Annotated in this window: 26 protein-coding genes; 11 read left to right on the plus strand and 15 right to left on the minus strand. The window is 61.7% G+C overall.

Going from position 1 to position 24,839, the window contains the following annotated elements:
• The first annotated feature begins 246 nt into the window (after positions 1-246).
• A complete protein-coding gene (locus tag G8O24_RS03320) occupies positions 247-927 on the plus strand; it encodes an SOS response-associated peptidase (protein WP_188096433.1) in 681 nt (226 codons plus the stop codon).
• A 483-nt stretch (positions 928-1,410) separates the two neighbouring features.
• Here the strand turns inward: G8O24_RS03320 and G8O24_RS03325 are convergent, their stop codons facing one another.
• A complete protein-coding gene (locus G8O24_RS03325; protein ID WP_188096435.1) occupies positions 1,411-2,259 on the minus strand; it encodes a DUF6731 family protein in 849 nt (282 codons plus the stop codon).
• Between the two features lie 246 nt (positions 2,260-2,505).
• Between G8O24_RS03325 and G8O24_RS03330 the strand changes: the two genes are divergently transcribed.
• Entirely contained in the window at positions 2,506-3,372 is an 867-nt protein-coding gene (locus G8O24_RS03330) for a hypothetical protein (protein WP_188096436.1), read from the plus strand.
• A gap of 313 nt (positions 3,373-3,685) precedes the next feature.
• On the opposite strand, the gene G8O24_RS03335 is transcribed toward G8O24_RS03330, so the two are convergent.
• Together G8O24_RS03335 and G8O24_RS03340 are read right to left on the minus strand one after the other, a co-directional pair.
• Positions 3,686-4,312 (minus strand): general stress protein, encoded by a 627-nt coding sequence (locus tag G8O24_RS03335; protein WP_188096438.1) that lies wholly within the window; start codon positions 4,310-4,312, stop codon positions 3,686-3,688.
• Positions 4,313-4,324: 12 nt separating this feature from the next.
• Entirely contained in the window at positions 4,325-4,645 is a 321-nt protein-coding gene (locus G8O24_RS03340; RefSeq protein ID WP_188096440.1) for a hypothetical protein, read from the minus strand.
• A 308-nt stretch (positions 4,646-4,953) separates the two neighbouring features.
• Between G8O24_RS03340 and G8O24_RS03345 the strand changes: the two genes are divergently transcribed.
• On the plus strand, positions 4,954-5,139 hold the full coding sequence (locus G8O24_RS03345) for a hypothetical protein (RefSeq protein WP_188096442.1): 186 nt from the start codon (positions 4,954-4,956) through the stop codon (positions 5,137-5,139).
• Positions 5,140-5,191: 52 nt separating this feature from the next.
• Here G8O24_RS03345 and G8O24_RS03350 read toward each other — a convergent pair whose 3' ends face one another.
• Both G8O24_RS03350 and G8O24_RS03355 read right to left on the minus strand, forming a co-directional pair.
• Positions 5,192-5,440, minus strand: coding sequence for a hypothetical protein (locus G8O24_RS03350; protein ID WP_188096444.1), 249 nt, complete (start codon positions 5,438-5,440; stop codon positions 5,192-5,194).
• Positions 5,441-5,546: 106 nt separating this feature from the next.
• Positions 5,547-5,720, minus strand: coding sequence for a DUF3606 domain-containing protein (locus G8O24_RS03355; RefSeq protein ID WP_188096446.1), 174 nt, complete (start codon positions 5,718-5,720; stop codon positions 5,547-5,549).
• Between the two features lie 347 nt (positions 5,721-6,067).
• Between G8O24_RS03355 and G8O24_RS03360 the strand changes: the two genes are divergently transcribed.
• From G8O24_RS03360 to G8O24_RS03370, 3 genes are all read left to right on the plus strand, one after another.
• Positions 6,068-6,799 (plus strand): Crp/Fnr family transcriptional regulator, encoded by a 732-nt coding sequence (locus G8O24_RS03360; RefSeq protein WP_188096448.1) that lies wholly within the window; start codon positions 6,068-6,070, stop codon positions 6,797-6,799.
• A gap of 268 nt (positions 6,800-7,067) precedes the next feature.
• A complete protein-coding gene (locus G8O24_RS03365; protein ID WP_188096450.1) occupies positions 7,068-8,315 on the plus strand; it encodes an NRAMP family divalent metal transporter in 1,248 nt (415 codons plus the stop codon).
• Between the two features lie 582 nt (positions 8,316-8,897).
• Entirely contained in the window at positions 8,898-10,112 is a 1,215-nt protein-coding gene (locus G8O24_RS03370; RefSeq protein WP_188096452.1) for a mandelate racemase/muconate lactonizing enzyme family protein, read from the plus strand.
• Between the two features lie 23 nt (positions 10,113-10,135).
• Here the strand turns inward: G8O24_RS03370 and G8O24_RS03375 are convergent, their stop codons facing one another.
• The 4 genes from G8O24_RS03375 to rocF form a co-directional block, all read right to left on the minus strand.
• Entirely contained in the window at positions 10,136-10,420 is a 285-nt protein-coding gene (locus G8O24_RS03375; RefSeq protein WP_188096453.1) for a hypothetical protein, read from the minus strand.
• 117 nt (positions 10,421-10,537) lie between these two features.
• Positions 10,538-11,077 carry a c-type cytochrome gene (locus G8O24_RS03380; RefSeq protein ID WP_188096455.1) on the minus strand — a complete coding sequence of 180 codons (540 nt, stop codon included), beginning with the start codon at positions 11,075-11,077 and terminating at the stop codon, positions 10,538-10,540.
• Positions 11,064-12,335: a sulfite dehydrogenase gene (gene soxC, locus G8O24_RS03385; protein ID WP_188096457.1), complete on the minus strand. Its 1,272-nt coding sequence runs from the start codon at positions 12,333-12,335 to the stop codon at positions 11,064-11,066. The genes G8O24_RS03380 and soxC overlap by 14 nt, the downstream gene beginning before the upstream one ends.
• A 158-nt stretch (positions 12,336-12,493) precedes the next feature.
• Positions 12,494-13,471, minus strand: a complete 978-nt coding sequence (gene rocF / locus G8O24_RS03390; RefSeq protein ID WP_188096459.1) for an arginase — start codon at positions 13,469-13,471, stop codon at positions 12,494-12,496.
• Between the two features lie 235 nt (positions 13,472-13,706).
• Here rocF and G8O24_RS03395 point away from each other — a divergent pair, with 235 nt between their 5' ends.
• Complete coding sequence (locus tag G8O24_RS03395; protein WP_188096461.1) at positions 13,707-13,976, plus strand: hypothetical protein; 270 nt, start codon at positions 13,707-13,709, stop codon at positions 13,974-13,976.
• 82 nt (positions 13,977-14,058) lie between these two features.
• Here G8O24_RS03395 and G8O24_RS45105 read toward each other — a convergent pair whose 3' ends face one another.
• Complete coding sequence (locus G8O24_RS45105; RefSeq protein WP_283815491.1) at positions 14,059-14,187, minus strand: hypothetical protein; 129 nt, start codon at positions 14,185-14,187, stop codon at positions 14,059-14,061.
• Positions 14,188-14,312: 125 nt separating this feature from the next.
• Here G8O24_RS45105 and G8O24_RS03400 point away from each other — a divergent pair, with 125 nt between their 5' ends.
• Positions 14,313-15,425: a DUF1236 domain-containing protein gene (locus G8O24_RS03400; protein ID WP_188096463.1), complete on the plus strand. Its 1,113-nt coding sequence runs from the start codon at positions 14,313-14,315 to the stop codon at positions 15,423-15,425.
• A 92-nt stretch (positions 15,426-15,517) separates the two neighbouring features.
• Here G8O24_RS03400 and G8O24_RS03405 read toward each other — a convergent pair whose 3' ends face one another.
• Both G8O24_RS03405 and G8O24_RS03410 read right to left on the minus strand, forming a co-directional pair.
• Positions 15,518-18,262, minus strand: a complete 2,745-nt coding sequence (locus G8O24_RS03405) for an EAL domain-containing protein (protein ID WP_188096621.1) — start codon at positions 18,260-18,262, stop codon at positions 15,518-15,520.
• A 62-nt stretch (positions 18,263-18,324) separates the two neighbouring features.
• Entirely contained in the window at positions 18,325-19,569 is a 1,245-nt protein-coding gene (locus G8O24_RS03410; RefSeq protein ID WP_188096465.1) for a FecR family protein, read from the minus strand.
• A 131-nt stretch (positions 19,570-19,700) separates the two neighbouring features.
• On the opposite strand from G8O24_RS03410, the gene G8O24_RS03415 reads away from it, so the two are divergent.
• The 3 genes from G8O24_RS03415 (at position 19,701) to G8O24_RS03425 (ending at position 23,070) form a co-directional block, all read left to right on the plus strand.
• Positions 19,701-21,497 carry a ShlB/FhaC/HecB family hemolysin secretion/activation protein gene (locus G8O24_RS03415; protein ID WP_188096467.1) on the plus strand — a complete coding sequence of 599 codons (1,797 nt, stop codon included), beginning with the start codon at positions 19,701-19,703 and terminating at the stop codon, positions 21,495-21,497.
• Between the two features lie 142 nt (positions 21,498-21,639).
• Positions 21,640-22,470, plus strand: a complete 831-nt coding sequence (locus G8O24_RS03420; protein ID WP_188096469.1) for an alpha/beta hydrolase — start codon at positions 21,640-21,642, stop codon at positions 22,468-22,470.
• 279 nt (positions 22,471-22,749) lie between these two features.
• On the plus strand, positions 22,750-23,070 hold the full coding sequence (locus G8O24_RS03425) for a c-type cytochrome (protein ID WP_188096470.1): 321 nt from the start codon (positions 22,750-22,752) through the stop codon (positions 23,068-23,070).
• A 220-nt stretch (positions 23,071-23,290) separates the two neighbouring features.
• Here the strand turns inward: G8O24_RS03425 and G8O24_RS03430 are convergent, their stop codons facing one another.
• From G8O24_RS03430 to G8O24_RS03440, 3 genes are all read right to left on the minus strand, one after another.
• The gene (locus tag G8O24_RS03430) at positions 23,291-23,632 is read right to left on the minus strand and encodes a phasin (protein WP_188096472.1); all 342 of its coding nucleotides are present in this window, start codon (positions 23,630-23,632) and stop codon (positions 23,291-23,293) included.
• 143 nt (positions 23,633-23,775) lie between these two features.
• Positions 23,776-23,961, minus strand: coding sequence for a hypothetical protein (locus G8O24_RS03435; RefSeq protein WP_188096474.1), 186 nt, complete (start codon positions 23,959-23,961; stop codon positions 23,776-23,778).
• Positions 23,962-24,353: 392 nt separating this feature from the next.
• Positions 24,354-24,818: a hypothetical protein gene (locus G8O24_RS03440; protein ID WP_188096476.1), complete on the minus strand. Its 465-nt coding sequence runs from the start codon at positions 24,816-24,818 to the stop codon at positions 24,354-24,356.
• Positions 24,819-24,839 lie beyond the last annotated feature (21 nt).

The following is a 24,839-nucleotide window of genomic DNA, read 5'->3' on the forward strand; positions in this document are numbered from 1 at the left end:
GGGTATTGGGAGTGTTCAAAAAAACGGCCCCGACGCACGCGAGTAGACGCCGGGGCCGGACGGCCGCTAGCGGTGTTGCATCGGGTCGCGGCCGTCAGGGTAAAATACGAGCACGAATAGGAATAGTTTCACTGTCCTAATCTGTCCTGATTAGGACAGTACCCGGCTTGGCCTCCGATCCATGCCGCCTCGTAACCGTTGTCCCCCTGGTTAAAACGCGTCGTCAGCAGAAGGTCAGGCGAACTGATGTGCAATCTCTATTCGATCACCACGAACCAAGCCGCCATCGCCGATCTCTTCCGCGTCGTCAGGCGCTACGAAGGCAACCTCGCGCCGATGCCCGGCGTGTTTCCGGATTATCCGGCGCCGGTCATCCGCGATCCCGGCAATTGCGAACGCGAGATGGTGATGATGCGTTGGGGCATGCCGCCGCCACCGCGCACTGGCGGCCCGCCCGTCACGAACATTCGCAACACCTCCTCGCCGCACTGGCGCGCCTGGCTCAAGCCGGAGCACCGCTGCCTCGTGCCCGCCAACAGCTTCGCCGAATACGCGCCGGAGCCGAACCCGGAGACGAAGAAGAAAGACGTCGTGTGGTTCGCGCTCGCGGAGGCGCGACCACTGTTTGCGTTCGCCGGCATCTGGACCACCTTCAACGGCGATCGCGGAACGAAGTCAAAGCCCGTGCCGGGGCCGCATCAGGTTTATGGATTTCTCACGACGGCGCCCAATGCGGTGGTCGAGCCGATTCATCCAAAGGCGATGCCGGTGATCCTGACGACGGCCGAAGAGTGGGACATTTGGATGCGGGCGTCGTGGGATGAGGCCAAAGCGCTGCAGCGCCCTCTTCCAGAGGAGAAGCTCAAGGTTGTCGCGCGAGGAAGTGAAAAGGAAGACGTGATGTCTGCATCAGCTCCGTCGACCTAGCCACCCCCGACGCGACTGTTATCTTGAACCTGAACAAGGATGCCGAAAATATAGGCTACCCTAGCGAATGATAGGAAAGCCCAAACAAACAATGAGAACCAAACGACTATCATTAGGTAGAGGTATTTGTCGTCTGGTGCTATCGCAAATTTCCAAACGAGCAGCGGCATAGAAGAAACCGTGAGCAGAAACCCGCTCACGATGGCCCGCATAATGTAAGTGTTAAATCTTCTCATTGAACGTGTTCGTCGGACCTCTCCAATGAAGCCATCATTCTTTCCCGCCACAAATCCATAGATCGCAAACACACAACCGGTTTGAATAGACGCCCATCCAAAAACCGCTGAAAATAGATTACCTATCGAGATTTTGTCCGCCGCGATTAGCGGGATGATTGACCATCGGAACAACCAAAGCAAAGCAAGCACTGCAGAGGCGCAACAGATCGGTCCGAAGGCCTCTAATAACCACCCAACAGATTTGTTAGAGCCACGCATGCATTTGGTCTCTGAGGGCACTCAATTTCACTCGATAGTTTGCCTCTGGATCATTGACGCTAAGCTCGAGCCTGTCCCTTACAGAAAGAATATCTTCCAACAAATCCAGGTCTTCTGTCCCCTCGCCCTCTTGCCGAACTCTCGCTTTCATACTCGAAATTTCGACTTGATCTTGTACTGCTTGAGCCCTGAAGTGGCGGACCATGGCCTTGATCCTTTCAGAGAGTCCGCCGGACTGGTGTCCCATCGAAAGATCAATCGTTATAGTAGGCGCCTCATATGCTTCGCCCATATCGCGAAATGACCTGACAATTGATTGTGCGCCACCGCGGTCCATCGCGGTAAGATTCGTCGGACCTGCCACGCTGATCGATATCTTTCGAACGATTCCTTGATTGAATTTCTCCCACATGTCTTGGCGCACGATGGGCTGAAACTCGAACCGGGCTCCGTCAACCATTTCTCGCAGATACTCTGCAATCCGTCCTGGCGAAATGACGCGCGGATCATATTGCAGACCAAGATGGTCCGTAGTCGGCAGATATCGAAAGACTATACCGTGCCCTAGCGGATTCCTGATCCGTAAGGGTCGACGACCTGTTTCACTTACCTCAGATGGATAATTGGTTTTCTGTATGCGCGTGAACTCCCCGTGAATTGAACCACGAGCACTCTCCACGACCTCAGCTCTCACGTAATAATCTTCACCTAGTTGTTGCTCACGATCAGCTGGCCGAGCGATAGCGCCAATTTGTATAACAGCGTCGCTAAAATTGAGCCGGCCGCCCGGCGCTCTGACCACGCGATAAAATCTAAAAGTAATACGTCTATCCACTTAATCCCCCCTGGCCTACGTGTTGTGTCACCAGAATGACACAACTATCGCGACGTATCCAAGAGGCGCTCAAGTGGAGGGCTGCCTGTGAATATGCTTATTAGAACAAAACGGGAACATTGTCAAACGCCCAGCGAGGCTAGTTGGGCATAGTTGCCGTACCCATTCCGGGCCGAGTAGCATGACGTGCCCGGACCTGATCAGGGCGGTAGAACTTTTATTAGAACGTGGCCCCCGGAGGCCCGATTGGGCGCGCTCATCTCGGCCAATTTCGATGATAGCCGATCTGGCGACGACGTTTGGGTAGTCGCAGGCTATGCCGGATATGCGAACCAGTGGGATTATTTCGAAGAGCTTTGGGATGTGGCCCTTAAGAAGCACGACGTCCCGTATTTCCACATGCGAGAAATGGCCGACGAAACCGGCCCATTTGCAAAATGGCTGCCGGCGAAAGACCATCAGAAAGAGGTAATAGCTTTCTATACGGACTTGGCGCAGGCGACACGCAAGAGCCATCTTCGCATGGTGGCCTCTGGAGTATGGATGCCGGACCTAGAGAAATTCAACGCCATGCATGGATTGAGCCTAGAGGCCTATCCGCTGGCTGCGTATGCCTGTCTGGTGCAGATATCGCAGGAATATCATGACGCCCCCGCAACAGCCGTCTTTGATCGGGTGGAAAAGGTGGACGACAAGCTGAGCAAGGCTAGGGTGTACGCAAAGTCCGATCCTCGCTTCTATCCCGCTGGACCGTGTGATTCAGTCGCCAGCAGACCAATCCCGAAAGGGATCACGTTCCGCAACGTTCCCGCACTTCAGGCAGCAGACTTTATCTGTTGGGAAGTCAGGAAAGCATTATTCGGAATGAAAGATTGGCAGCTATTGCCAGATAAGCCTCAAGGAGACCGCGCGCTTCAATGGCAGCACTACCTGGAACATAAACGCAACGTCACTGGCAAAAGCGAAGTAATACGCAGGTCGCTTGGCGCCCTAATCCGGGACATGCCTGTTCATTCTGTCGTTTGGGATTGGGATCAACTGGACAGTATGCATGCTTCTAGGCGTGGGGTTTGGACTTTGGAGGAGGCGGCTTCTGCCGTGCAACGCGGTTAAATGCCTCCTCGAATCTTTCCCCGCGCTTATCAACACCAAGCTCACGAGCGGTTTCTATGAACCGCTCGGATTGCTCTATGTCACTCAATCTCGATTTTGGCTTTTGCTTCTTTGGAGGACCGTCGGCTGTTGCCATACGGTGCGGCTCCAGCATGTCCTCGGGTATTTGGCCAAATTCCCTCGCCGCGGAGTCGGCCTTATCGAGGTCGAGACAGAACCCCAACGGATTTCGGCCCGGAACAGCCATCGCCCTGCTGCATAAGAAAAAGGCCCCGCAGCGCGGGGCCTTCGTCTTATCGGGTCTGATCAAAGCCTATCGCCGCGTCCCTGCGCCGTAGATCTCGCGCTCGCGGCCGATGTCCTCCGGAGACAGAGGCGGGCTCGCCGCGTCGAAGTCGTTCCAGCCTGACTTCTGCCAGGCGGAGCTGCGCTCCTGAAGATTGACGGAGCGATCATGCAGCAGCGCATCGAGCCGGGCGCGATCGTTGTCGGGCACGCGCGCGGTGACGAGCGTGCCGCCGCGGCGAACGCCTTCCGCATAGCGCGAGGCGTCTTCCTTCGACACGCCGGCTTCGGTGAGCGCGCCAACGATGCCGCCGGTGGCCGCACCGGCCGCCGCGCCGACGGCGGTCGAGGCGAGCCATCCGGCTGCCACGACCGGGCCGAGACCGGGAATGGCGAGCAGGCCGAGGCCGGCGAGCAGGCCTGCCGCGCCGCCGACGCCGGCGCCGATGCCGGCACCCGTGCCGGCGCCTTCGGCGCGATCGTCGACGCCGTCGCGGTCACGGTCGACCTTGCCGCCGCGCGAGCCGAACCAATTGTCGGAATTGTTGGCGACGATGCTGATGTCGGAGTGCGGCACGCCGGCGCTCTCGAGCCGGCTCACGGCCTGCTCGGCATCGGCATAGCTGTCGTAGAGGCGGGAGATGGTGGTCGTCATGCTATCTGCTCCTTATTTCGCGGGATTGACGTTGCCCTGGAAGTCGACGCTGACGTCGGTCTTGGTGCCGGCCTTGTCGGCCTTGCCGCGCCAGACGCCGTTGTCGTCCTTCTGCAGGCCGGAGACGTTGGAATATCCCGCCCCCTCGATGCGCGATTTCGCCTGGCCCTCGGTAAAGCTGTTGCGGCCAGAGACCGGCGCGTTCGAGTTGTTCTGGTCGGAGCTGTTGACGGCGTTGTTGCCCGGCCCGCTCTGCGCGGGCTGAGACTGGGCGCCCGCGGGCGCAGATGCGAGCAGCAACAAGGTTGCCGCCAGCAAGGTTAGACGTGACATTTTTTTGTCTCCTGCAAGTGATTGTGCCGGCGACAACAAGCGAGATTCCAATTGGTTGCTATGGCGCGACGATGCGAAGCGCTGAAGCACGCTGTCGCTCTTGATCGGAAATACCCACCGCACTTCGGACAGATAAATGCCCGCGACGGATTTCTCCGCGCGGGCTGAACCGAACTTTTTCGATCATGCCACTATGCCAGTGTTTTGCCCGACGGATCAAATGTGAATCGAATGCGCCGAATCGGATTCGGCGGAATGAAATCTCTCCGCTCCATGCTGGCACAGGTCCATTCTCATGCGAGGGAGCCATGTACTACGTTGCCGCCGCATTGCTCGGCCTGTCGGGATTGTTCTATTCGGCGGGCCGCCATGAGCTCGGCTCGTTCGGTGCCGATGTGTGCAGCTACGGGGGAGCCTTCTGCGACAGCCCGGTCATCGTCTTCACCGGTGCGGCGCTTGCCGCCGCCTGGGGCATGTTCGTCAGCATCAGATAGACGACGCCCGGCGCTCACGGAGAGGGCCGGGCCGGTTGCCTGCACACGCGGCCTACTGACGCGCCGAGCCGGGCGCGCCCGGATTATTGCCGCCATATTTCGACGATCCGGTGCCGCTGAGCGTGGTCGGCCCGCTCGCGGTCCCGTTCGGATCCGTTCGCGCCGCGGTGCGGCCGGGGCCATGCATCATGTTCATTGAACCGAACCAGCCATGATGGCGGACGTGCCGGCTGCCATGCGCCGAGGCATAGCCGGCAGGGACCGCCAAGAGAATGACCAAAGTCAGAGCTGCTGTTTTCATCGGGCTTTCCTCCTCTGGGGAAAACCGCGCGCTGCCTTGCCCGTTCCCGCCGACGACGCCGGCACGCCGAAATAATACGAACCGCCCGCCGGCGAAGGACCGAAGCTCACACCGACAGCTCCTTGCGAACCGCGGCGGCCGAATTGCCGACCTTGTCGACGGCCTGTTGCAGCTTTTCCCTGGAGACGCCGAGCGCATGGGTCCAGTGCTTGACCTCCCAGGCTTCGTGCATGTTGATCTTGCTGCGGTCCGGCTGTTCGCGTTTCGTCAAGCGGTCCATTGCGACGTCCTCCTCGCGACAGAAGAACGCCACCACACCCCCGCCGTTCCGAAGTCGACGCGGTGCGGGCTCTTGCGGGTGAAAGCGCCTCTGGTGGTGAAAGCCGGCACCGGCATCGAGATGGATTCGCATTCGATGCAGAAGCAGCTCTCGACGCGAAAGACGCCGAATCCAGGCTTTCACCACATGTGCTTTCCTAACATTTGTTGTATTCCAGCATTTCGCTAACCCATCGTCCACAATGTTGAGACGCCGCGGCGGGCTCGCTTAACCTTTGTTGTCAACAGCACGCCGGGGTCTGTGCTTTTTGGCCGTCACACGCTCAGGCGTGTGGGGGACGAGTGAACGTGACAAGCGAACTGATCTGGGCGCCGCTGTTTCAGCGCTTGAAGACGACGACCGGCGCCGATGACCTTGACCTGCAAGCGCTCGCGGCGCTGCCGTTCACACTCCGCAACTTTCGCGAAAACCAGACCGTGCTGCGCGACGGCGAGCAGCCGAGCGAATGCTGCCTGATCGCCGACGGCTTCTGCGTCCGCTCCAAGACCATCGCGGACGGCAGGCGCCAGATCCTGTCGATCCACATTCCCGGCGACCTGCCCAATCTGCAGAACCTGCACTTTGCGACCGTCGATCATGACCTGATCGCGCTGTCAGATTGCACGCTGGCCTTCATCGCCCGCAAGGCGCTGAACGAGCTCATTCGCGAACGCCCTGGTGTCGGCGACATGTTCTGGCGCGACACGCTGGTGGACGCCGCCGTGTCCCGCGAATGGATCGTCAATGTCGGCCAGCGCTCGACCTACAACCGCCTGGCGCATCTGATCGTCGAACTGCGCGAGCGGCTGCGCCTGATCGGACGGGTTATCGACGACACCTTCGCCATCCCGCTGACTCAGGAGCAGTTCGGCGAAGCCATGGGCGTGACGAGCGTCCATACCAACCGCATCCTGCGCGAGCTGCGCGTCGACGGCGTATTGGAGCTTCAGCGCGGCACCGTGAGGATTCTCAACGAGCACAAGCTGCAGGAGCTGGCCCAGTTCGACGGCCGCTACCTGCATCTGTCGCCCACAACCTAGGCGAGCTTCCCTTTCACGTGGACGAGGACCGTGCGCAAACCACGGGTCGCACCCTTGTTGTGAAGCGAGGCTAGACCCGCGCAACAGGGGCTTTGCACGCGATGATGGCGCCGGCCACGGCCCATCACTGGCCAGCCGTGGAACTTTCCGGCTATGGTCGCGCTTAAGCCTTGAATTCGCAATTTCCGGAAGGTGAGCCCTGTCGAACCGATCCAAACATCAAGCCCGTCCTGACAAGGTCGTTGCGCCGGCCAAGCCGGCACGAACGTTGCTGCAACGGCTCGGGCCGGGCCTGATCACGGGAGCGGCTGACGATGATCCTTCGGGCATCGCCACCTATTCCCAGGCGGGAGCGCAGTTCGGTTATGGGCTGCTCTGGACGGTGTTCCTGACAACGCCGTTCATGATCGCGATTCAGCTCGTGAGTGCGCAGATCGGCCGGGTCACCGGCAAGGGGTTGGCTGCCAACGTGATGGAGCTCGCACCGCGCTGGCTGGTGCTGGGGTTGGTCGCGCTGCTGGTGATCGCCAACACCTTCAACATCGCCGCCGACATTGCCGCGATGGCGGAGGCCCTGTCGCTCGTCATCGGCGGGCTCAACCACGAACACGCGCTGATCTTCGCCGCCGGCTCGACCCTGCTCCAGGTTTTCCTGCCCTATCGGCGCTACGCGCCGGTGCTGAAATTCCTGACATTGACGCTGTTCGCCTATGTCGCAACCGCCTTCACCGTGAAGATCCCGTGGAGCACTGCGCTACTCGCCGCGGTGTGGCCGAAGGCTGACATCAGCGCCGACTATTTCATGATGGTGGTCGCGGTGCTCGGCACCACGATCAGCCCTTATCTGTTCTTCTGGCAGGCCTCCCAGGAGGTCGAGGAAATGAACCTCGGCAAGCGCGACCGGCCGCTGCGGGAGGAGACGCATCAGGTCGGCCATCCCGAACTCACGCGCATCAAGCTCGACACGACCTTCGGCATGCTGCTCTCCAACGGCATCGCCTTCTTCATCATCCTGACCACGGCCTCGGTGCTGAACGCCAACGGCGTCACCAACATCAATTCGGCGACGCAAGCCGCCGAAGCGCTGCGGCCGCTCGCGGGCGACTTTACGTTCGCACTCTTCGCACTCGGCATCATCGGCACGGGCCTTCTGGCAATCCCGGTGCTGGCGGGCTCGGCGGCCTATGGCGTCGCCGAGATCTTTGGCTGGCGGGCGACACTGGAGGCGAGGCCCGAGAAGGCGGTCGGCTTCTACACCATCATCGCTGCCGCAACCATCATCGGCTTCGGACTTGGCTTCACCGGGATCGGCGCGATCCACATGCTGGTGTGGAGCGCCGTGCTCAACGGCATCGTCGCCGTCCCCATCATGGCGATGATGATGATGATCGTCTCGAACCGGACGATCATGGGCCGCTTCAGGGCCCGATCGCAGCTGATCGCGCTGGGATGGCTCGGCACCGCGCTGATGGCGCTCGCCGTCCTCGCGCTTCTCGGCTCGTCGTTGATGGGCTAGAGCATGATCCTGAAAAGTGCGAAGCGTTTTCAGAGAAGATCATGCTCAAACAATAACCTAAAGCGCGACTATTCATCCTAATCTCATCGCGCTTTAGAGCGGTGACAGCGCCGCCGAGATCTGCGAGGCGATGATGAAGGCCGCGAACACGGCCGGCACGCTGATGAACCGCAAGAACTGATCGATCGAAAGCATTGTTGTCTCCCCAAAGACAAAGCGCCCTCGCCTGCCGCGCTACTCCACCCCTTGCGCGACGTGCTGATCGGCTGTGAGCAACCGGTCGGAAATGGCGGCCCCGCTCATCGTGAGGAGCGCCAGAACCGAGATCATGGCCAGAAACTGCATGCCTCCGTGATCGACCCCGATTGTGGCCAAATCGGTCAGGGTTTGAGACGATCCCAAGAAACATCAAGACCCCCCGGATTCTACGGGCTTTCCGCCAGCGCCGCCAAAAATCGATGGCTGGGCAAGCGTTTGCGAGCTTCACGGCACTGGGTCGTTAGCCTAACAATTGTGGCTGGGCCGGAGCTTGCGACCGGGACCATAAAACCAATAACGCCCGGCCGGGCGACAGGGAGCGATATGCCAAACTCATCAAAAGCAACGAGTCTCGAGATCCTTGCCTGCGATGCCGGCTGGAGAAACTATCACTTTGTCAAGGTGACGACGGAAGACGGCGTCGTCGGCTGGAGCGAGTTCGACGAGGGCTTTGGCTCGCCAGGCGTCGGTGCCACGATCCAGCGGCTGTCCACCCGCGTGATCGGCCAGAACGTCTTCCAGCACGAGCGCATCCATGCCGAGTTGTTCGCCGCCACGCGCCCCGCCGCCGGCGGCGTGGTCGCGCAGGCGCTCGGCGCGATCGAGAACGCGTTGCTGGACGCCAAGGCAAAATGCCTCGGCGTGCCTTGCTACGAGCTTCTTGGCGGCAAGATCCGCGACCGTGTCAGGGTCTATTGGTCCCACTGCGCGACGTGGCGAATCAATCATCCCACCTGGTACAAGCCGCCGATCGAAAATCTCGACGGCGTCAAGGCCATGGGCCGTGAGGTCCGCGAGAAGAAATTCACCGCGCTCAAGACCAACATCTTTTCCTACGATGACGGCAAGCCCACCGGCTGGCGGCCCGGCTTCGGCTCGCCCTTCGCGCCCGAGATCAACGTCGACCGCAAGATCCTGCGCGACCTGCACATGCATCTCGAAGCGATCCGCGACGGCGCGGGCCCTGATGTCGACATCCTGCTCGACTGCAATTTCAACGCCAAGACCGAAGGCTATTTGAAGATCCTTCGCATGATCACCGACCTCGACATGTTCTGGATCGAGATCGACAGCTTCAATCCGCAGGCTCTTGGCTATATCCGCAGGCAGAGTCCGCATCCGATCTCGTCCTGCGAGACACTGCTCGGCCTGCGCGAATTCCTGCCCTATTTTCAGGAGCAGGCCATGGACGTCGCGATCATCGACACGCCCTGGAACGGTGTGTGGCAGTCGATGAAGATCGCTTCAGCGGCGGAAGCCTTCGAGGTCAACGTTGCGCCGCATAATTTCTACGGTCATCTCTGCTCGATGATGAACGCGCATTTCTGCGCGGCCGTCCCGAATCTGCGCATCATGGAGATCGACATCGATCGCCTCGCCTGGGACAAGGAGCTGTTCACGCACGAGCCCGACATCCAGAACGGCCACCTGATCATTCCAGACCGTCCCGGCTGGGGCACCGAGCCAAACGAGGAAGCCCTTCGCGCGCACCCGCCAAAGACGACCGGCGGACTCCTCAACTACGGCCGCAAAGGCTGAGCAAGGCTGAACTAGGGCGAAGCTCAAGGCGTCACCGGATTGACGGTCGGGGAGGTCTTGGGCCCCAGCCGTTCCGGCTCGATCGGCGATTTTGGCTCGGTCGGAAGCACCTTGGCGCCGGCCGCGTGTGCGGCTTCGCCCGTGGTCGCGTACATCGCGACATGAGCCGGCTGGGTCTTGGCGCGGCTCCACGGCCCGTGGTCGACGATCAGCATCGCGGCAATCGTCACGGCGGCCACGATCATCGCGATCACGCCGGGGTGGCGCAGCGCGATAGAGACTGAGTTTGCGAAACGACCTGTTGCCATCGAAGCATCCGCACCATTGTCCTCTCGCGGGTTAACGCAATCACGGCCCCGCGAGTTCCGGCGCTGACTTAAGCAAGTTCCGAGCCAATACCCTGGAACCAAGGCCTTTCTCTTCGTTCACTTGACGTCTGGCCGTGCGTCACCGACGAACTTGTCACGGTTCGGCATCTTGATCGCTGCAAGCGATGTGGCATCGAGCGTCGCATCCGCTCCGATTAACCCGTTCAGGTTCAAGATATAGGCAGACACCGCGTAGACGTCGTCATCGCTCAGTGACTGCGGCGCATTCTGTGGCATGGCACGACGGATATAGTCGAACAGGGTTGGCGCATAGGGCCAGTAGCTTCCGACCGTGCGGACTGGCTTGGCGGTTCCGATCGTCCCCTGCCCGCCGACAAGGCGATCGCCGACGCCGCCCTCGCCATTGTCGCCGTGGCATGACGCACATTGCTGCGCGAATACTTCGCGACCATGGCTGACCGAGCCGCTTCCCTTCGGCAGATTGCTGCCATCGCGCCCAACATCGATATTCCAGCCTGCAATCTCGGCGGCTGTCGCCGGCCGGCCGATGCCATAAGGACTTTGCGCCCGCGCTTCGCTGACCCCGACGCTGCAAGAAATCGCCAGGGCAAAACCGCAGATCTCATGCCAGCGCATTGGTCACCTCCCCGTCGGCTGCGACACGCCAGGGCCAGATCGCATTGTTATGGTAGAAATAATTCTCACCGCGTACCTTGAGCAGTTCGGCGAGCGTCGGCTGCACATAGCCGGTCTCGTCGATGGCGCGGCTCTGGATCACCGCAGGCTTGCCGTCCCATTGCCAGGGAAAGCGAAACCGTGTCAGCGCACGTGTCAGTACCGGCTCCTGCAGTCGCGCCTCCTGCCAGCTCTTGCCGTCATCGACGGATACCTCGACCCGTTTGACCTTGCCATGGCCGCTCCAGGCGATGCCGGTGATTTCGTGAAAGCCAGGTGCGCCGAGACGTTGGCCGCCCGAGGGGCGCGTGATGATCGATTTCGCTTCCATGTAAAAGGAGAACTCACGCGCCGTGCCATCAGGCAGAAGATCGGTGTATTTCGAGGTCTCCTCACGCGAATAGGCAGGCCCCGCCGTCACGTGCAATCGCCGCAGCCACTTCACGTTCATATTGCCTTCGAAGCCCGGCAAAAGCAGCCGCAACGGATAGCCCTGCTGTGGGCGAAGCCGCTCGCCATTCTGGCTGTAGACGAGCATGGCATCCTCGAGGCATTTCTCGATCGGGACGCTGCGGGTCAGCGCCGCTGCGTCGGCGCCCTCTGCTATAACCCATTTGGCCTCGGGCTTCAGTCCCGCCTCCTGGAGCACCAGTTTCAGGCTGACGCCGGTCCACTCGGCGCAGCTCAGAAGACCGACGAGGTCCGATGCCGTCTTGCCATAAGGCTTGCTGTAACCGGGATTGCCGGAGCATTCGAGGAAGTGGATGCGCGATTCCGACGGAAAGCGCCTGAGATCGTCGACGGTGAAGATCAGCGGCCGCTCGACGAGGCCGTGGAGCATCAACCGGTGCTGCGCCGGGTCGATGGTCGGAACGCCGCCGTGATGGCGCTCATAGAACAGGCCGTTCGGCGTGATGATGCCGTCGAGTTCCTGCAATGGCGTTCGGCCGGACGCGGAAATGTATTGCTTGAGGTTGTTCGAGATGTTCTTGATGACGCCTTTTTCGAATGGCGACGGCGCGCCGTAGGGCTGGCTTCCCATGGGATCGCCGGGTGACTTCATCCAGTCGGGGACGTTGGGCGGAAGGTTCTCCGTCTCCGCAGCGGCGGATGCACCGGCTCCGAGGACGGCCGCACCCGCCACCGCACTGCCACCTTGCAGGAAGCGGCGGCGTGTGCTCCTCGCGAATTTTCCGCTTGTATCGATCGTGTTGCTCATGGCGGACCTCGGCTGAACGTCGGCCCGCATAAAAGCTTTCGCGACGCATCTTTGCAATTCGCGCGCATTTCAAAAGCAGGCGATTTCGATCAGGACTGATCTAAATCCACCCGCGCCGACAGCAGTTCCATTCTTTGCGGCGCACAAATGACCCAGCGTCACTCTCCTGGCGCGATCGCGTTGCTTGGCGTCGGTCGATCGGTGATCTGCTGGCCGAACAGGCTGCCAATCAGCTCGACTGCGGTGCGCGCGGTGCGGCCACGCTCATCCAGGAACGGATTGAGCTCGACGATGTCGACCGATCCCACCACGCCGGAATCGTGCAGCAATTCCATGATCAGATGCGCCTCGCGATAGGTCGCGCCGCCTGGCACCGTGGTCCCCACGCCCGGTGCGACACAAGGATCGAGAAAATCGACATCGAAGCTGACATGGAGCACGCCGTTGTTCGCCTTGACGCGCTCGATGACGCGCCGGATCAGCACCGCGACGCCGAACTCGTCGATCTGGCGCATGTCGACCACCCTGATCCGCCGTGCGCGCATCAGCTCTCGCTCGAGCTTGTCGATCGAGCGCGCGCCGAACAGGTCGAGCCTGTCAGGATCGATCGGGGCGCGCGGATCATCACCGAGGAGGCCATCGAGGCCCGCTTCACCGCACAGGAAGGCTGCGGACATGCCGTGCATGTTGGCTGTGATCGTCGTCGCCGGCGTGTTGTAGTCGGCATGCGCGTCGAGCCAGAGCACGAACAGATCACGTCCGCGCCCCCGCCAATGGCGCGCCATCGCATTGACCGAGCCCATCGACAGGGTGTGATCGCCCCCGAGGAAGATCGGCAAGGCACCAGTTTGCGCGATCTCGTAGCCGCGGGCGCTGAGAATTCGCGTCCAGCGCTGAATTTCGCGGTAGTGATTGGCGTTCTCGGGCGGCCTGTCGGCAAGGTCCCTGATCTCGGCCACGGAGAGATCGCCGTAATCGACGACTTCGAAATCCAGGCTTTCGAGCAGCATTGCAAGGCCGGCGGTGCGCAGCGCCGCAGGGCCCATCAAGGTGCCGCGCTGCGAGGCGCCCATGTCGATCGGTGCGCCCAATAGCGCGATGCGCCGGGCTCGATCCAAGGTGGTTCGATCGGTCACGGCAATCTCCTGAGGTCAGTGAGGCTGCACCAGCGTAACAGAGATTCGCACCCGTCGTTTCACGGGGAAGCCGGAACCATTTCCCGTGCGCCGCATTTTCCCAGCAAGGCCGGCACCCGCCGTTCAAGACGGCGCCTGTCGCGGATAGCCAAAGGTCACTTGACCCGCTGTTCACAACGAGCGCACGCGCGGATAGCCAAAGGTGCCGGCCTCAGTTGCGTCGTCTGGTCTGGAGATGGCAAGCTTGAGCATGGACATACCGCAGCCCAATTCCCAGCCCGGCATGGCCGAGCGCGCCATCGACGCGGCGACCGACGTGTCCCATACCATCGGCGAGGTTGCGGGAGGGTTGCGGGCCGCAGTCGATCGCCTCACCTATGCGATCGATGAAGCGCGAAAACCCGGACGCCCGCTCGCGACAGTGGCGGCGATCACGCGCGAGGCCCCCCTCACCAGCCTGTTCGTGGCTTTTCTCTTTGGCATTGCGATCGCGCGTCGGCGTTAGGATACTCGAACGATCAGTGGAAAGCCCTGACTCTTGTTGAAGCGAGTTGCCCGCGGAAGAAACGCGTGCAGCTGGCTCGTTGTCAGACATCGCCCGATTCTCGTGCCATCCGATCGAGGAAGGCCGCACCATCCGGAGCGAGGCCGATGATCTGGAGCGATAAGCTCACCAGTAACTGAAGTTCCGCTCCGGCTGCGGCGGCTTCAGTCATTTCCCTACAGCCGCAATCCGCTGTCTCCCGAAGCAAAGGCAACTCCCGCCATTGCCGAATCTTCCCGAATCGGAACCGCGCAGCGCGGCGAGGGTTGATCGGTATCTGCATTAAGGAGGTTTCAAATGAACAAGCGTCTATTCCTGGCTACTTCAGCCGCTGTGGCGATCGCGACTTCGGCGCTCGCGCAGACTTCTCCGAGCACATCGAGCTCCAACCCGCCGGCTGCACAGCGTCAACAGGACTCCACATCGACGACGGCGCCGTCATCTTCGACGTCCACCCCGTCATCCAGCTCGTCTTCGGGGTCTGCGCAGACGAATTCTTCGACGAATTCGGCTCAGACGCAGTCTTCGCCATCTACTGGTCAGACCGCTGCTGGACAGACGTCAAACTCAAATTCGGGCACCAACACGACGCAGGCCCCGACTTCCGGCACTTCGAACAACCAGGCACAAACCAGCCAGCCCTCCAATCAGAGCACGACGCCTTCGAGCCAGGCGCAGACCAATCCCCCCTCTCCTTCGACCACCCAGAGCGCCAACCCGCCGGCATCGGGCGCCACCCAGGCACAGTCGCCGACCGCGAGCGGCTCGACCAATACGGCCCAGCAGCCGAACAATCAGCAAAACACAACCGACCGTTCGTCGAATACCAATGTGAATGCGTCGGTCAACATCGACGATCAGCAGCGGACCCGCATCAGTTCGTCGATTTCGCACTTGAACGTGCAACCGCTGACCAACGTGAACTTCGCGCTGTCCGTCGGTACGGTCGTGCCCCGCGATGTCCGTCTGCAGCCGCTGCCGGCCGACGTCGTCCAGATCGTGCCGCAATATCGTGGCTACAACTTCGTCCTGGTGAAGGACGAGATCGTGATCGTAGAGCCGTCCAGCGAGAAGATCGTGGCGGTGCTGCCCTACTCCGGCCGCTCGACCGCATCAGCCCCGGCACCCGTGGAAAAGCGCAAGACGACGTTTAGCGAAAGCGACCGAGAGGTGATCCGCAAGCACGCGAAGGCACGCCCGGTCGAGCGCGAGCGCCGAACGACCGGCAGCACGGTTCGCACCGAGATCCGGACTGGCGAGCGCGTGCCTGATAGTGTGGAGATCGAGGCGTTTCCGGAAGACGTGTATCGGGATGCTCCGACCCTTCGCGAGTACCGGTACATCAACCGGGACAGCCGCACCTACATCGTCGAGCCGCATGAACGCCGCGTGATCGAAGAGATCGATTGATCCCTTCTGAAGAAACTGAGCGACAGATCAAGAAGGGCCACTTGTAGCGGCCCTTCACCTGTCACATCGGCATATCCAAAGGCGGCACCGGTTCAGGCTGCACTGACAGTTTCGAGTTCGATAGCCCAAAACTGCCTCTCGAACGCGTCGGCGGGCATCGGACGGCCGAAGAAATAACCCTGCCCTTCGGCGCACCCCATGCTGACCAGGAAGTCGGCCGTAGCGCGATTCTCAATGCCTTCGGCAACGACTGTCAGGCCAAGCTGCTTGCTCAGCCCGATGGTCGAGCCGACGATCGCGGCGTCGTCGGAATCGGTGAGCAGATCGAGCACGAACGAGCGGTCGATCTTGAGCCCGTCGAGCGGAAACTTCTTCAAATAGCTCAGACTCGCATAACCCGTGCCGAAATCGTCGAACAGGATGCGGACGCCGAGCTGCTGAATGCGCTTGAACATGTCGAGCACGCGGACCTCGTCGTGCAGCAGGATGTCCTCGGTGACCTCGATTTCAAGCAGCGAAGGGGTCAAACCCGTGCTCTTCAACAGGTCCGAGACCGAATGGGCGAGATCGCCGGAGTGGAGTTGCGACGGCGACAGGTTGATCGCAACCCGCACGGCATTGCCGGACAATTCCCATGCACGCGCCTGCCGAGCAGCGGTCTCCATCACCCAGCCCGCGATCCGATCGGACAGCGCCGAAGTGTTGACAACAGGCATGAACTCTCCAGGCGAGACGTAACCGCGAACCGGGTGCCGCCAGCGGATCAGCGCCTCGGCTCCGACCAGACTGCCGTCAAGCAGACGAACCTGGGGCTGGTAGAACAGCTCGAACTCGCCGCGATCGGCGGCGAGCGCCAGTTCGCTCTCCAGGGTCAGTCGATTCTCCAACTCCTGCCGGATCGCGCTCTCGAAAATCACATGGCTGCCGCGCCGCGTCAGCTTCGCCTTTGTCAGCGCAAGATGGCCGTTGCCCAAGAGATCGTCCGCGTTCTGGCCACCGTCGGGATAGACGGCAACACCCATGCTGATCCGAACCCGGTGCTGGCGTGTCCCCGTAGCAAGCGGCGCCTCGAACGCGCGCGCGATCCGCTCGGCGAACGCGGGGATCGGCTCGTCGAGGCCTGTGCAATCCAGCGCGATCGCAAACTCGTCTCCGCTGAGCCGGGCGATGACCGCCTTGCCGTCGGCCTCGGTCCGCAGGCGCTCGGCGACAGCCCGCAGCACCAGGTCGCCGGCCGCATGTCCCAGCATATCGTTGATCTGCTGAAAGCCATCGAGCCCCAGCACGAGCAGCGCGACCTCGGAAGAGCCTCGCTCCGAGGCAGCGATCAGATCGGCGAGCCTGGCATGCAGGGTGTTGCGATTGGCAAGTCCCGTCAGCGCATCGTATTCGGCGAGATACCTCACCCGTTCCGCCTCGCGCTTGCGCACGGAAATGTCGCGCAGGATCGCGCCATATTGGAAGCCGTCCGTTCCCTGCCAACCCGAGAAGCTCGCCTCGACTGCAAAAGTTTCGCCATTCTTGCGCCGCCCCTCGAACTCGACGACGACGGCACCCCCGGGCACCAGCAGCGCCTGGCGCGCGGCGTCGCGAATGGCGAAGGTCCTCGTGCCGGCGTCCGCCGGAATGGCACAAAGCATGTCGAACGGACGACCGATCACCTCTGTCGGCATGTAGCCGAAGATCGCGCTCGCGCCGGGATTCCAGACCGTGATGCGGTGATCTTCGTCGGTGCAGACCAGACCATCGCCGAGCGACATCGCGATACGGTGAAAACGACTTTCGGCGATGCGTCCCAGCAGGCTGCGGAAATCGATCTCGTCCAGCGCAATCGCCGTCAGATAGGCGACGATCGCGATGTGGAACAGCGACGTATCGATCACGAACGGCCATCGCTGCTGCACGAAGACCGCGGTCAGCTCGATTGCGGCCCCCGCTGCAATCAGGATCGCGACGCGGACGCCCGGCGCGACACGGCGCCATGAAGACATCATCAGCAGGCAGATCAGGCCGAGGCCTGCGATCATGCCGACATCGGACGTCCAGCGCAGCATGCGGTTCTGCAGGACCGATTCCGTCGCCAGGGCCTGGAGGAGGGGTCCGGCAACGATGCGGCCATTCGGGACACTGAACCGGTCGCCCAGCTCGAGCGCCGTGGCCCCGACGATGACCTTCTTGTCCCTCAGCCTGTCCAGCGCCGCGGCATCACCCCGCAGCACATCGACATAGGAAATGACGGGAATCGATGTGGCCCGGATGCTGAAGTCGATCAGGAAGGGCGGCCGCCAATTGGCGTCCTGCCCGGCCAGCACGACGGCCATCGAGGGCATCTGGTCATCGCCGAGCCTCTCGCCGACCGGGTAGCGGCGAACCAGCCCATCGGACTCGATCGCGACATTGACGAGGGCTGGCCACGACTGGTTGCCGAAAGGCTTCAGCGGACGATTGATGTGAGCCGCGCCACCCTTGGGCGTCGGTTGCCTGAAGGACGGCAGAATGGTCGAGCCGCCAACCTCCCGGAGCGCGGTGAGGAAGGCCTCGTCGGAGGCCGCATCCGACGGCGTGCTGAAATCGATATCGAAGGCCACGTCCTGCGCACCGGCCGCCTCGAGCCTGCGCAGGAGGTCGGCGTGCAAGCGGCGCGGCCAGGGCCATACGCCGATCTGATCGATCGAGGGGGCATCGATCGCCACCACGACGACGTTGCCGGTGGGGGAACGCGAATCCCAGGCGAAGCGGAGGTCCGTCAACGCATTGCGAAGCGCGCTGTGCCACCCCGTGGACAGCACGACCGCCAGCGCGATCACGACAAGGATATGTGGCCGATAGCGTTTCACCTTGCTCCCCGCACCGACGGCGCTCACCGTCCAGTGCTCCCCCTCATGACGTCAGCGCGATCCTAATGATGCTTGTACCAACCGTAATGATTGCCGTTGTTGCCGCCATTACCGTTGTTGCCGCCGTTACCGTTGTTTCCGTTTCCGTTGTTTCCGTTGCCGCTACCGGTGGCGCCGCTGTTGCCGTCGCCGTTATTGCCATTCCCGTTGTTGCCGTTATTGCCGTTGTTGCCACTGCCACTGCCACTGTTATTGTTGTTTGCGGCGGGCGCGTCCCTGGTCGAGCCGGCGGCGACCGCAGCTGCGGTCGTCGGGCTCGATGACGTACTGCCGCTCACCGTGGCAGCCGTGACGGTCGAGCTATTGGCCGCACTGGTGGTCGCGCTTGACTTGCTATCGCTCCACACCGTGTTGCTGTTGGCATTCGCGTTGCGCACCTGCCCCGGGACGACGGCGTTGTGGGCGAGCCCGTGCGTGACCTTGTGGAAGTTCAGCTTGACCTCGCCGAGCGAGCTGGAGATGCGCACGACGCCGGCCCTGGGCGCGTGAGCGCCGGTGAGCTGACGCGAGGGCGTCGGTGCGCCCGCCAGCTTCGTGCCCTTGTCGATCGGGCCCAGCGCGTGGATCGCATGGCCGCCTGCCGCATCGCGCGGCGCCGACAGGCCCGACTTGGGCACGGGGACGCGCTCGATGGTCGAGGCGCGCGGCTTGCCCTGTTCGATCGGATTGAGGGTGCCGGAGCCGCTGAGGTTGAGACCGGCCTTGCCGTGTTCGAAGGCGGTGGCCACTTGTCCCGGCATCACCTGGGCGATCTGGCCGGTCCTGAAATCGGAGACCTCGACCTGGCCGCGCAGCACGCCAACCTTGGTGCTTCCGTCGCCCACCGTGACGCTGAAATGCGTCCCCTTGACCACGGCGGCGAGATACGGCGTCTCGACCTCGAAATGCTTGACGTTGCGCTTCTCGACCTCGAGCAGGATCGAGCCCGCCTGCTGGATGATGGTGGTCGAAAGCCCCTCCTTCTTCTCGGCCGGCACGCCGACCACCGAATTGGGAGAGATCAGGATCGTCTCCTCGCCGCGAACGAGCAGCACGCGCCCATTGCGTCCGGTGCGGATGGTATCGCCCGCCTTCAACGTCTCCTGCTGGTTCAACGACACCGGCTGAGCGCCGCTCGTGGCGAGCCAGACCTCGCCCGACGACTTGCTGACCGACCAGACGCCGTCATCCGCAGCGGATGCACCTGATACCGTTCCCAGGATCAGCGCCGCCATCAAGGCGCACCGCATTCCAATTCGAACCAGCATGATGAACCCCTCAGCGCGAGTGACTGTGAGGCTGATGCGTATCCGAAATCACTCAAGATTGACTTAGCAGGAGCCCGGCAGTTCAGCGGGCGCATTAACCGATCATTGACCATAAAAAACTATGAAAAATCATGCGCCTACCTGCCGCTCTTCATCATGTCGGGAATTCTCCGTTAAACTACGGGGAACGATCTGTGCGTGGCGCGGTCGGACGGTATTTTGCCGCCTTGCTCCTGTCACTCGGGCCGACGTTTGCGGGAATTCCGCTGGCGCTCGCGCAACAGGCGAACCAGCCGGGGTTCGATCCTCGCCAGCCAGAGAAATATTTTGAAAACCAAACCGAGCAGGAATCTCTAAGCCGGCCGCCTGTGAAGCTGCCCTCGGTCGGCCAACCCAACATGGGCGCGGATGCCAGGCCGCAGTTCATCCTGCGTGGCATCAACGTCAACGGCGCACGCGCTATCCCGCGTGATCGCATCGCCATGATTTACCAGCCGTATCTCGGCAAGAAGGTTTCTCAGGCCGACCTCGCCACGATCGCCGGTGCGATCAGCGATCTCTACCGCATACGGGGCTTCCATCTGAGCCGGGCGATCGTGCCTCCACAGGACATCGCTGACGGCCGTGTCCGCATCCAGGTGATTGAAGGCGCCATCGTCGAGACCGATCTGAAAGGCGATGGTGCCGAGCAGTTCGGCGTGAGGCCAATGCTCGGGCCGGTCCTGGCCGAGCAGCCGTCGCGCCTGCCGACCCTCGAACGCCAGCTCTTCCTCATCAACGGCAGACCGGGTGTTCGGATCATCGACACCGCGCTGGAGGAAATCGGCACTGCGACCGGTCGTTTCCGTCTGACCGTCTATCTCAAGACGTGGCACGTCTTCACCTCGTTCGGCCTGGACAATCTCGGCTCATCGTCGGTCGGTCCGTGGCAAACTTACGCGACGGGGGCCTTCAACTCCTACCTCACGCCCGGCGACACGCTCGCGGTCAATCTGTCGACAATTGCCAACGACCCGCGCGAACTCGGCTTCGGGCGGCTGTCCTATGATGCGCCGGTCGGCGTCGACGGCGTACGCCTCGGTGCATCCGTCCTCTACAGTGCGGTACGGCCCGGCGATGTCCGCAGGTTCGCCAGCGACATTACTACGACCGAAGCATTTGAGCTGCGTGCCAGCATCGTTCCTCTTCAGTCGCAATCTTCCTCACTCATCCTGACTGCAGCGACGAACTTCAGCAACGTGTCGGAGCACGATCGTTACGGTCCCTGGTACAACGACCACATCCGGACTGCGAGCCTCACCGCCGATTACCGCCTTCAGGATCCCTTCGGCGGCACCAACTACGCGACAATGACCTTGCGCCAGGGCCTGGACGTGTTCGGCGCCTCGCAGTTCAACGACGATCTGTTGTCGCGCGACGGCGCATCCCCGAATTTCTCGGTGCTGAACTTCTGGTTCACGCGATACCAGACTCTCAACGATGCGTGGTCGCTCAAGCTGTCTGCGGCGAGCCAGACCGCGTCGCGACCACTGTTCACCTCGCAGCAGTTCTATCTCGGCGGCGCAGCCTTCGGCCGCGGCTACGGTGCGGCCGAGATCAGCGGCGACAACGGTCTTGCCGGCTCGCTCGAACTGCGTTTCGACCAGAAGCTCAATTTCCGCTACTGGAGCGGCTACCAGCTCTACGCCTTCGGCGACGCCGGCGCAGTCTGGAACGATGGCTACCGGCTGAGCGATGGCCTTTCGCTGACGTCAGCCGGCGCCGGCGTGCGGTTCTTCCTGCCGGAGGATCTTCAGGCGGATTTCGGCGTGGCCGTCCCCCTGAGCTACCGGGCACCGGACAATGAGCGCCGCAGCCCGCGCTTCCTCTTCACACTGTCGAGCGCATTCAGGCTCTGCCCCGAGCGCGGCCGGGGCGGCTGCCTCTAGTTGCACGGCGTTCGCCCTGGGACGGCCCCTTTGCGGCCGTCCTCACAGACTTGCCTAAATTTAATCCCGTAACGTGCTCACGATCGCTCGATCCCCGGGTTTTCTATAGCCATGTTCAGCCAAAAGTGATTGAGACGGAACCATGAAGAGGGTGTTTGCAATTCTGGCTTTTTTCTGGGTCCTCGCAGCGGGCCAGTACATCATCGTCAGCAAGTTCGCGATTCATCACGAGATGCTGTCCTTGTTCGACGCGTCGCGTCAGCGGCCGATCTCGGTCGAGATCGCCGTGCGGCGCGATTACGAGACCAAGGCCAATCTCGGCCTATGGAGGCTTCCAGTCGCCATCATCAGCAACGGCAACACCGTCAAGGCCACCGAGTATTCCTTCCTCGCCAACGTGCTTGCAGCGCGGGGCTATCTCGTCGCCAGCATCCAGCAGGATCTGCCGAGCGATCCGCCTCTGATGACCCATGTCGGCCAGCAATATGTCGGCCGGCGTGACGTCTATATGCGATGCGAGGCCAACATCCTCTTCGTGCTGAGCACGTTGAAGGGACGGCAGGAAAATGCCGATTACGACCACATCACGCTGGTCGGCCATTCCAACGGCGGCGATGTCTCCATGTATGTCGCCAGGCAGCATCCCGAGCTCGTATCGAAGGTGATTACGCTGGACAATCTCAGAGTGCCGTTCGTACTCAACGACCACATGAAGATCCTGTCGTTCCGCTCGAAGGACCCGCATTTCGTAACCGACCCTGGCGTGCTCCCCACGCCGGAAGAGGCCAAGGCGCGCGGCATCGACATCATCCATACCGGCGCGCAGCACACCGAGATGAGCGACCGCGGTCCCGACGCGGTCAAGGAGAAGATCCAGGCGACCCTCGACCGCTTCCTGCGGGACAGCGCCAGCAGCGCGCTGGCGCCGGCCGATACGACCACCCCGATGATCATGAACCCGGGCGACTACTAGTCTGGGCGCTTTGCGTCAGATCAACGCAGCCGCCCGCCGGCCACGGTAGAAGGTCTGCAGCACAAGCGTCGGAGAGGCAGGTGTCGCACCATTCTCAAAGGCTGGATACCGAGAGCCTTGGCCTGCCCCCGGCGAGAGTGCCGGGATTCGCCAGGCATCTTTATCGCTCAGTCCGCAGGCTGCTGCGGTCGATCATTGCCCGCATCGACCTCTCGCAGTTTCCGGGATCATGTTGCGGCTGAGCATCCGGCCCACAATCGAATCCAGTCAGAGGATCAGATGCGCAGACACGTAAGACGAATTTGGCTTCTGCTTGCGACAGTCTCGGGCCTCACTGCGTCGCCTGTTTTCGCGGCCGATCCTGATCACGGCGCCGATCTCGCCCGGCGTTGGTGCGCGAGCTGCCACGTCGTGACGAGCGGCCAGACCCAAGCCAGCGCCGACGTGCCCTCCTTCGCATCGGTCGCACGCAGGCCTGATTTCAGCGCAGAGAGACTTGCCTTCTTCCTGCTCGATCCGCACCCGAAAATGCCGAACTTTCCATTGAGCCGGATCGAAGCCGCCGACCTTGCCGCCTATATCGGATCGCTGCGCCAATAGGCGGCGCCAAGCCCTCAAGCCAAGCCCTCAAGCCGAGTCCTCAAAATGCAAATCCCTGCCGGGGGAACCGACAGGGATCAGCAGAAAGGATGATGGACGGCGGATGACGCACATCCGGTGGCCCATCATGGACCTGCAGCGGAATTGAAATACGTATCGTGCCGCTCCGCAAGATCAATTTGTGAGCAGGCGGCGGCGCGCCGGATCAGGACCAACCTTGTCAGGATTTGCCCTTTCCCGACTGCATGAAGTTGCCGGTCATCTGGCGCATGTGATCGCCGGCATTGGTGAACTGACTGCGCAGGAATTCGGACTGGATACGCATCGCTTCCTGGAGATCGGTTGCGTGAACCAGCTTGCGGGCGTGTTCAAACGCGGCCTTCATGTTCTGCTCGGTGAAGGCGAGCGCCTGCTTGGACACGTCCGCGCCCGCTCCGGGAACGGATGACATGGATTTGGTGGCGGCATCGAAAAACATGCCGAATGCCTTCTCCGCCTGGTCGATCGTCTTCTCGGCCAGGTCGCGCAGTTCCGCCGGCACTTCGAGCTTCGGTTCGATCATGGTCGCGCTCCTCCCCTTTTTCCTGACTGATTATCACATTTGCCGCACCGCCTTCCAGCGGCCAAGCCGTAGCGGCGGCCGCCATCTGGCGGTCGAGGTCAGGCCAAAAGATGGACAAAAGTGTAACGTCGGCGCGGTCAGGTTCAAGACAAGGGATGTTCGGGGATGGTTTCTTCGGTGACGAGGTCCTCGACCAGCTTGATGACCTCGAAGCGCTGGCGGGGAGCGAGCTTGAGAAAGGCACGCAGCAGGCGAAGGCTCTCGACAGTACTGTTCGCAGGTGCGCCAAGCTTAAGGTGCAGTTCAGCCGCGAAATTGAGGTTCTTCATCTCCCACCTATGACAGGATTCGGCCCTTTCGGGGGCGGACGTCGGAGGCCCGATCGAGGACCGGATACCGTAACCGAAGGCAATGGCGACGACGAACTCTTGGTCGGGGCACCCCACCGTCTGGCACCTTGGAGCTAGACATCCGCACGGACTCGGCCCGACCCGAGAGGTTGCAAGTATGGCAAGGAACAACCCTTCGGGCAAGCCAAACTGTAAGCCCTAGCGATGCTTCGTCGGCATCGTGCCACGGCAATTCCGGATAACAGGAATAAGCGCCGCCGTCACTCACCTGCGTCAAGAAGCAGCATCAGTCACCACACGGCCCCGATTGTTGTCAATTCGACCAATGTTTCGCGTTGTTTCCGAGGCAATCGGAATTCGGCAACCACGGACTAACGTTTCTTCAGCGTATACACGTAATTGTTGAGTCCAATCTCAGCGGTTGCATCATCAACGAAATGGACGCCGATCTCGCAGCCGGTCTCCAGCGTCCTGATGCGAGCACCGTTGAAGCCGAGCGAAGCGGCAAGCGCCTGCGGATCGGCCTTCTTGTCGGCGCGCTGCATCTCCTCGAACGCCCCCTGGAAGATCATGTCGGGACCGTAGTCCGTCATCTTGTATTGCGGGCTCGCGCAGGCAAATGGACGCGGACCGGAGATTTCCCGGGTCTTCAGCACCAGCATCTTGCCAATCAGCCGCGTGCGCTCGGCATCATCGGGCTTGCGGTGCCGATCAGCCCACGGCGCCACCACCGCCCCGGTCAAGGTCCAACTTCCGATATAGAAGGGCTCAGCCGCCGTCGCGGAGCCAACCGCACCGAGTGACGCGAGCAGACAAGCGATGGCGGTGAACTTCATTCGACGAGTCCCTTTTATCTC

The sequence above is a fragment of the Bradyrhizobium campsiandrae genome (assembly GCF_014529705.1).
Lineage (GTDB): Bacteria > Pseudomonadota > Alphaproteobacteria > Rhizobiales > Xanthobacteraceae > Bradyrhizobium > Bradyrhizobium campsiandrae.

Bases quoted from the DNA above. Each gene is read 5' to 3' on its own strand.
- G8O24_RS03320 (WP_188096433.1), top strand. From the start codon at position 247: ATGTGCAATCTCTATTCGATCACCACGAACCAAGCCGCCATCGCCGAT.
- G8O24_RS03335 (WP_188096438.1), bottom strand. From the start codon at position 4,312: ATGACGACCACCATCTCCCGCCTCTACGACAGCTATGCCGATGCCGAG.
- G8O24_RS03340 (WP_188096440.1), bottom strand. From the start codon at position 4,645: ATGTCACGTCTAACCTTGCTGGCGGCAACCTTGTTGCTGCTCGCATCT.
- G8O24_RS03345 (WP_188096442.1), top strand. From the start codon at position 4,954: ATGTACTACGTTGCCGCCGCATTGCTCGGCCTGTCGGGATTGTTCTAT.
- G8O24_RS03350 (WP_188096444.1), bottom strand. From the start codon at position 5,440: ATGAAAACAGCAGCTCTGACTTTGGTCATTCTCTTGGCGGTCCCTGCC.
- G8O24_RS03355 (WP_188096446.1), bottom strand. From the start codon at position 5,720: ATGGACCGCTTGACGAAACGCGAACAGCCGGACCGCAGCAAGATCAAC.
- G8O24_RS03370 (WP_188096452.1), top strand. From the start codon at position 8,898: ATGCCAAACTCATCAAAAGCAACGAGTCTCGAGATCCTTGCCTGCGAT.
- G8O24_RS03375 (WP_188096453.1), bottom strand. From the start codon at position 10,420: ATGGCAACAGGTCGTTTCGCAAACTCAGTCTCTATCGCGCTGCGCCAC.
- G8O24_RS03380 (WP_188096455.1), bottom strand. From the start codon at position 11,077: ATGCGCTGGCATGAGATCTGCGGTTTTGCCCTGGCGATTTCTTGCAGC.
- soxC (WP_188096457.1), bottom strand. From the start codon at position 12,335: ATGAGCAACACGATCGATACAAGCGGAAAATTCGCGAGGAGCACACGC.
- G8O24_RS03395 (WP_188096461.1), top strand. From the start codon at position 13,707: ATGGCAAGCTTGAGCATGGACATACCGCAGCCCAATTCCCAGCCCGGC.
- G8O24_RS45105 (WP_283815491.1), bottom strand. From the start codon at position 14,187: ATGACTGAAGCCGCCGCAGCCGGAGCGGAACTTCAGTTACTGGTGAGC.
- G8O24_RS03400 (WP_188096463.1), top strand. From the start codon at position 14,313: ATGAACAAGCGTCTATTCCTGGCTACTTCAGCCGCTGTGGCGATCGCG.
- G8O24_RS03410 (WP_188096465.1), bottom strand. From the start codon at position 19,569: ATGCTGGTTCGAATTGGAATGCGGTGCGCCTTGATGGCGGCGCTGATC.
- G8O24_RS03415 (WP_188096467.1), top strand. From the start codon at position 19,701: ATGCGCCTACCTGCCGCTCTTCATCATGTCGGGAATTCTCCGTTAAAC.
- G8O24_RS03420 (WP_188096469.1), top strand. From the start codon at position 21,640: ATGAAGAGGGTGTTTGCAATTCTGGCTTTTTTCTGGGTCCTCGCAGCG.
- G8O24_RS03425 (WP_188096470.1), top strand. From the start codon at position 22,750: ATGCGCAGACACGTAAGACGAATTTGGCTTCTGCTTGCGACAGTCTCG.
- G8O24_RS03430 (WP_188096472.1), bottom strand. From the start codon at position 23,632: ATGATCGAACCGAAGCTCGAAGTGCCGGCGGAACTGCGCGACCTGGCC.
- G8O24_RS03435 (WP_188096474.1), bottom strand. From the start codon at position 23,961: ATGAAGAACCTCAATTTCGCGGCTGAACTGCACCTTAAGCTTGGCGCA.
- G8O24_RS03440 (WP_188096476.1), bottom strand. From the start codon at position 24,818: ATGAAGTTCACCGCCATCGCTTGTCTGCTCGCGTCACTCGGTGCGGTT.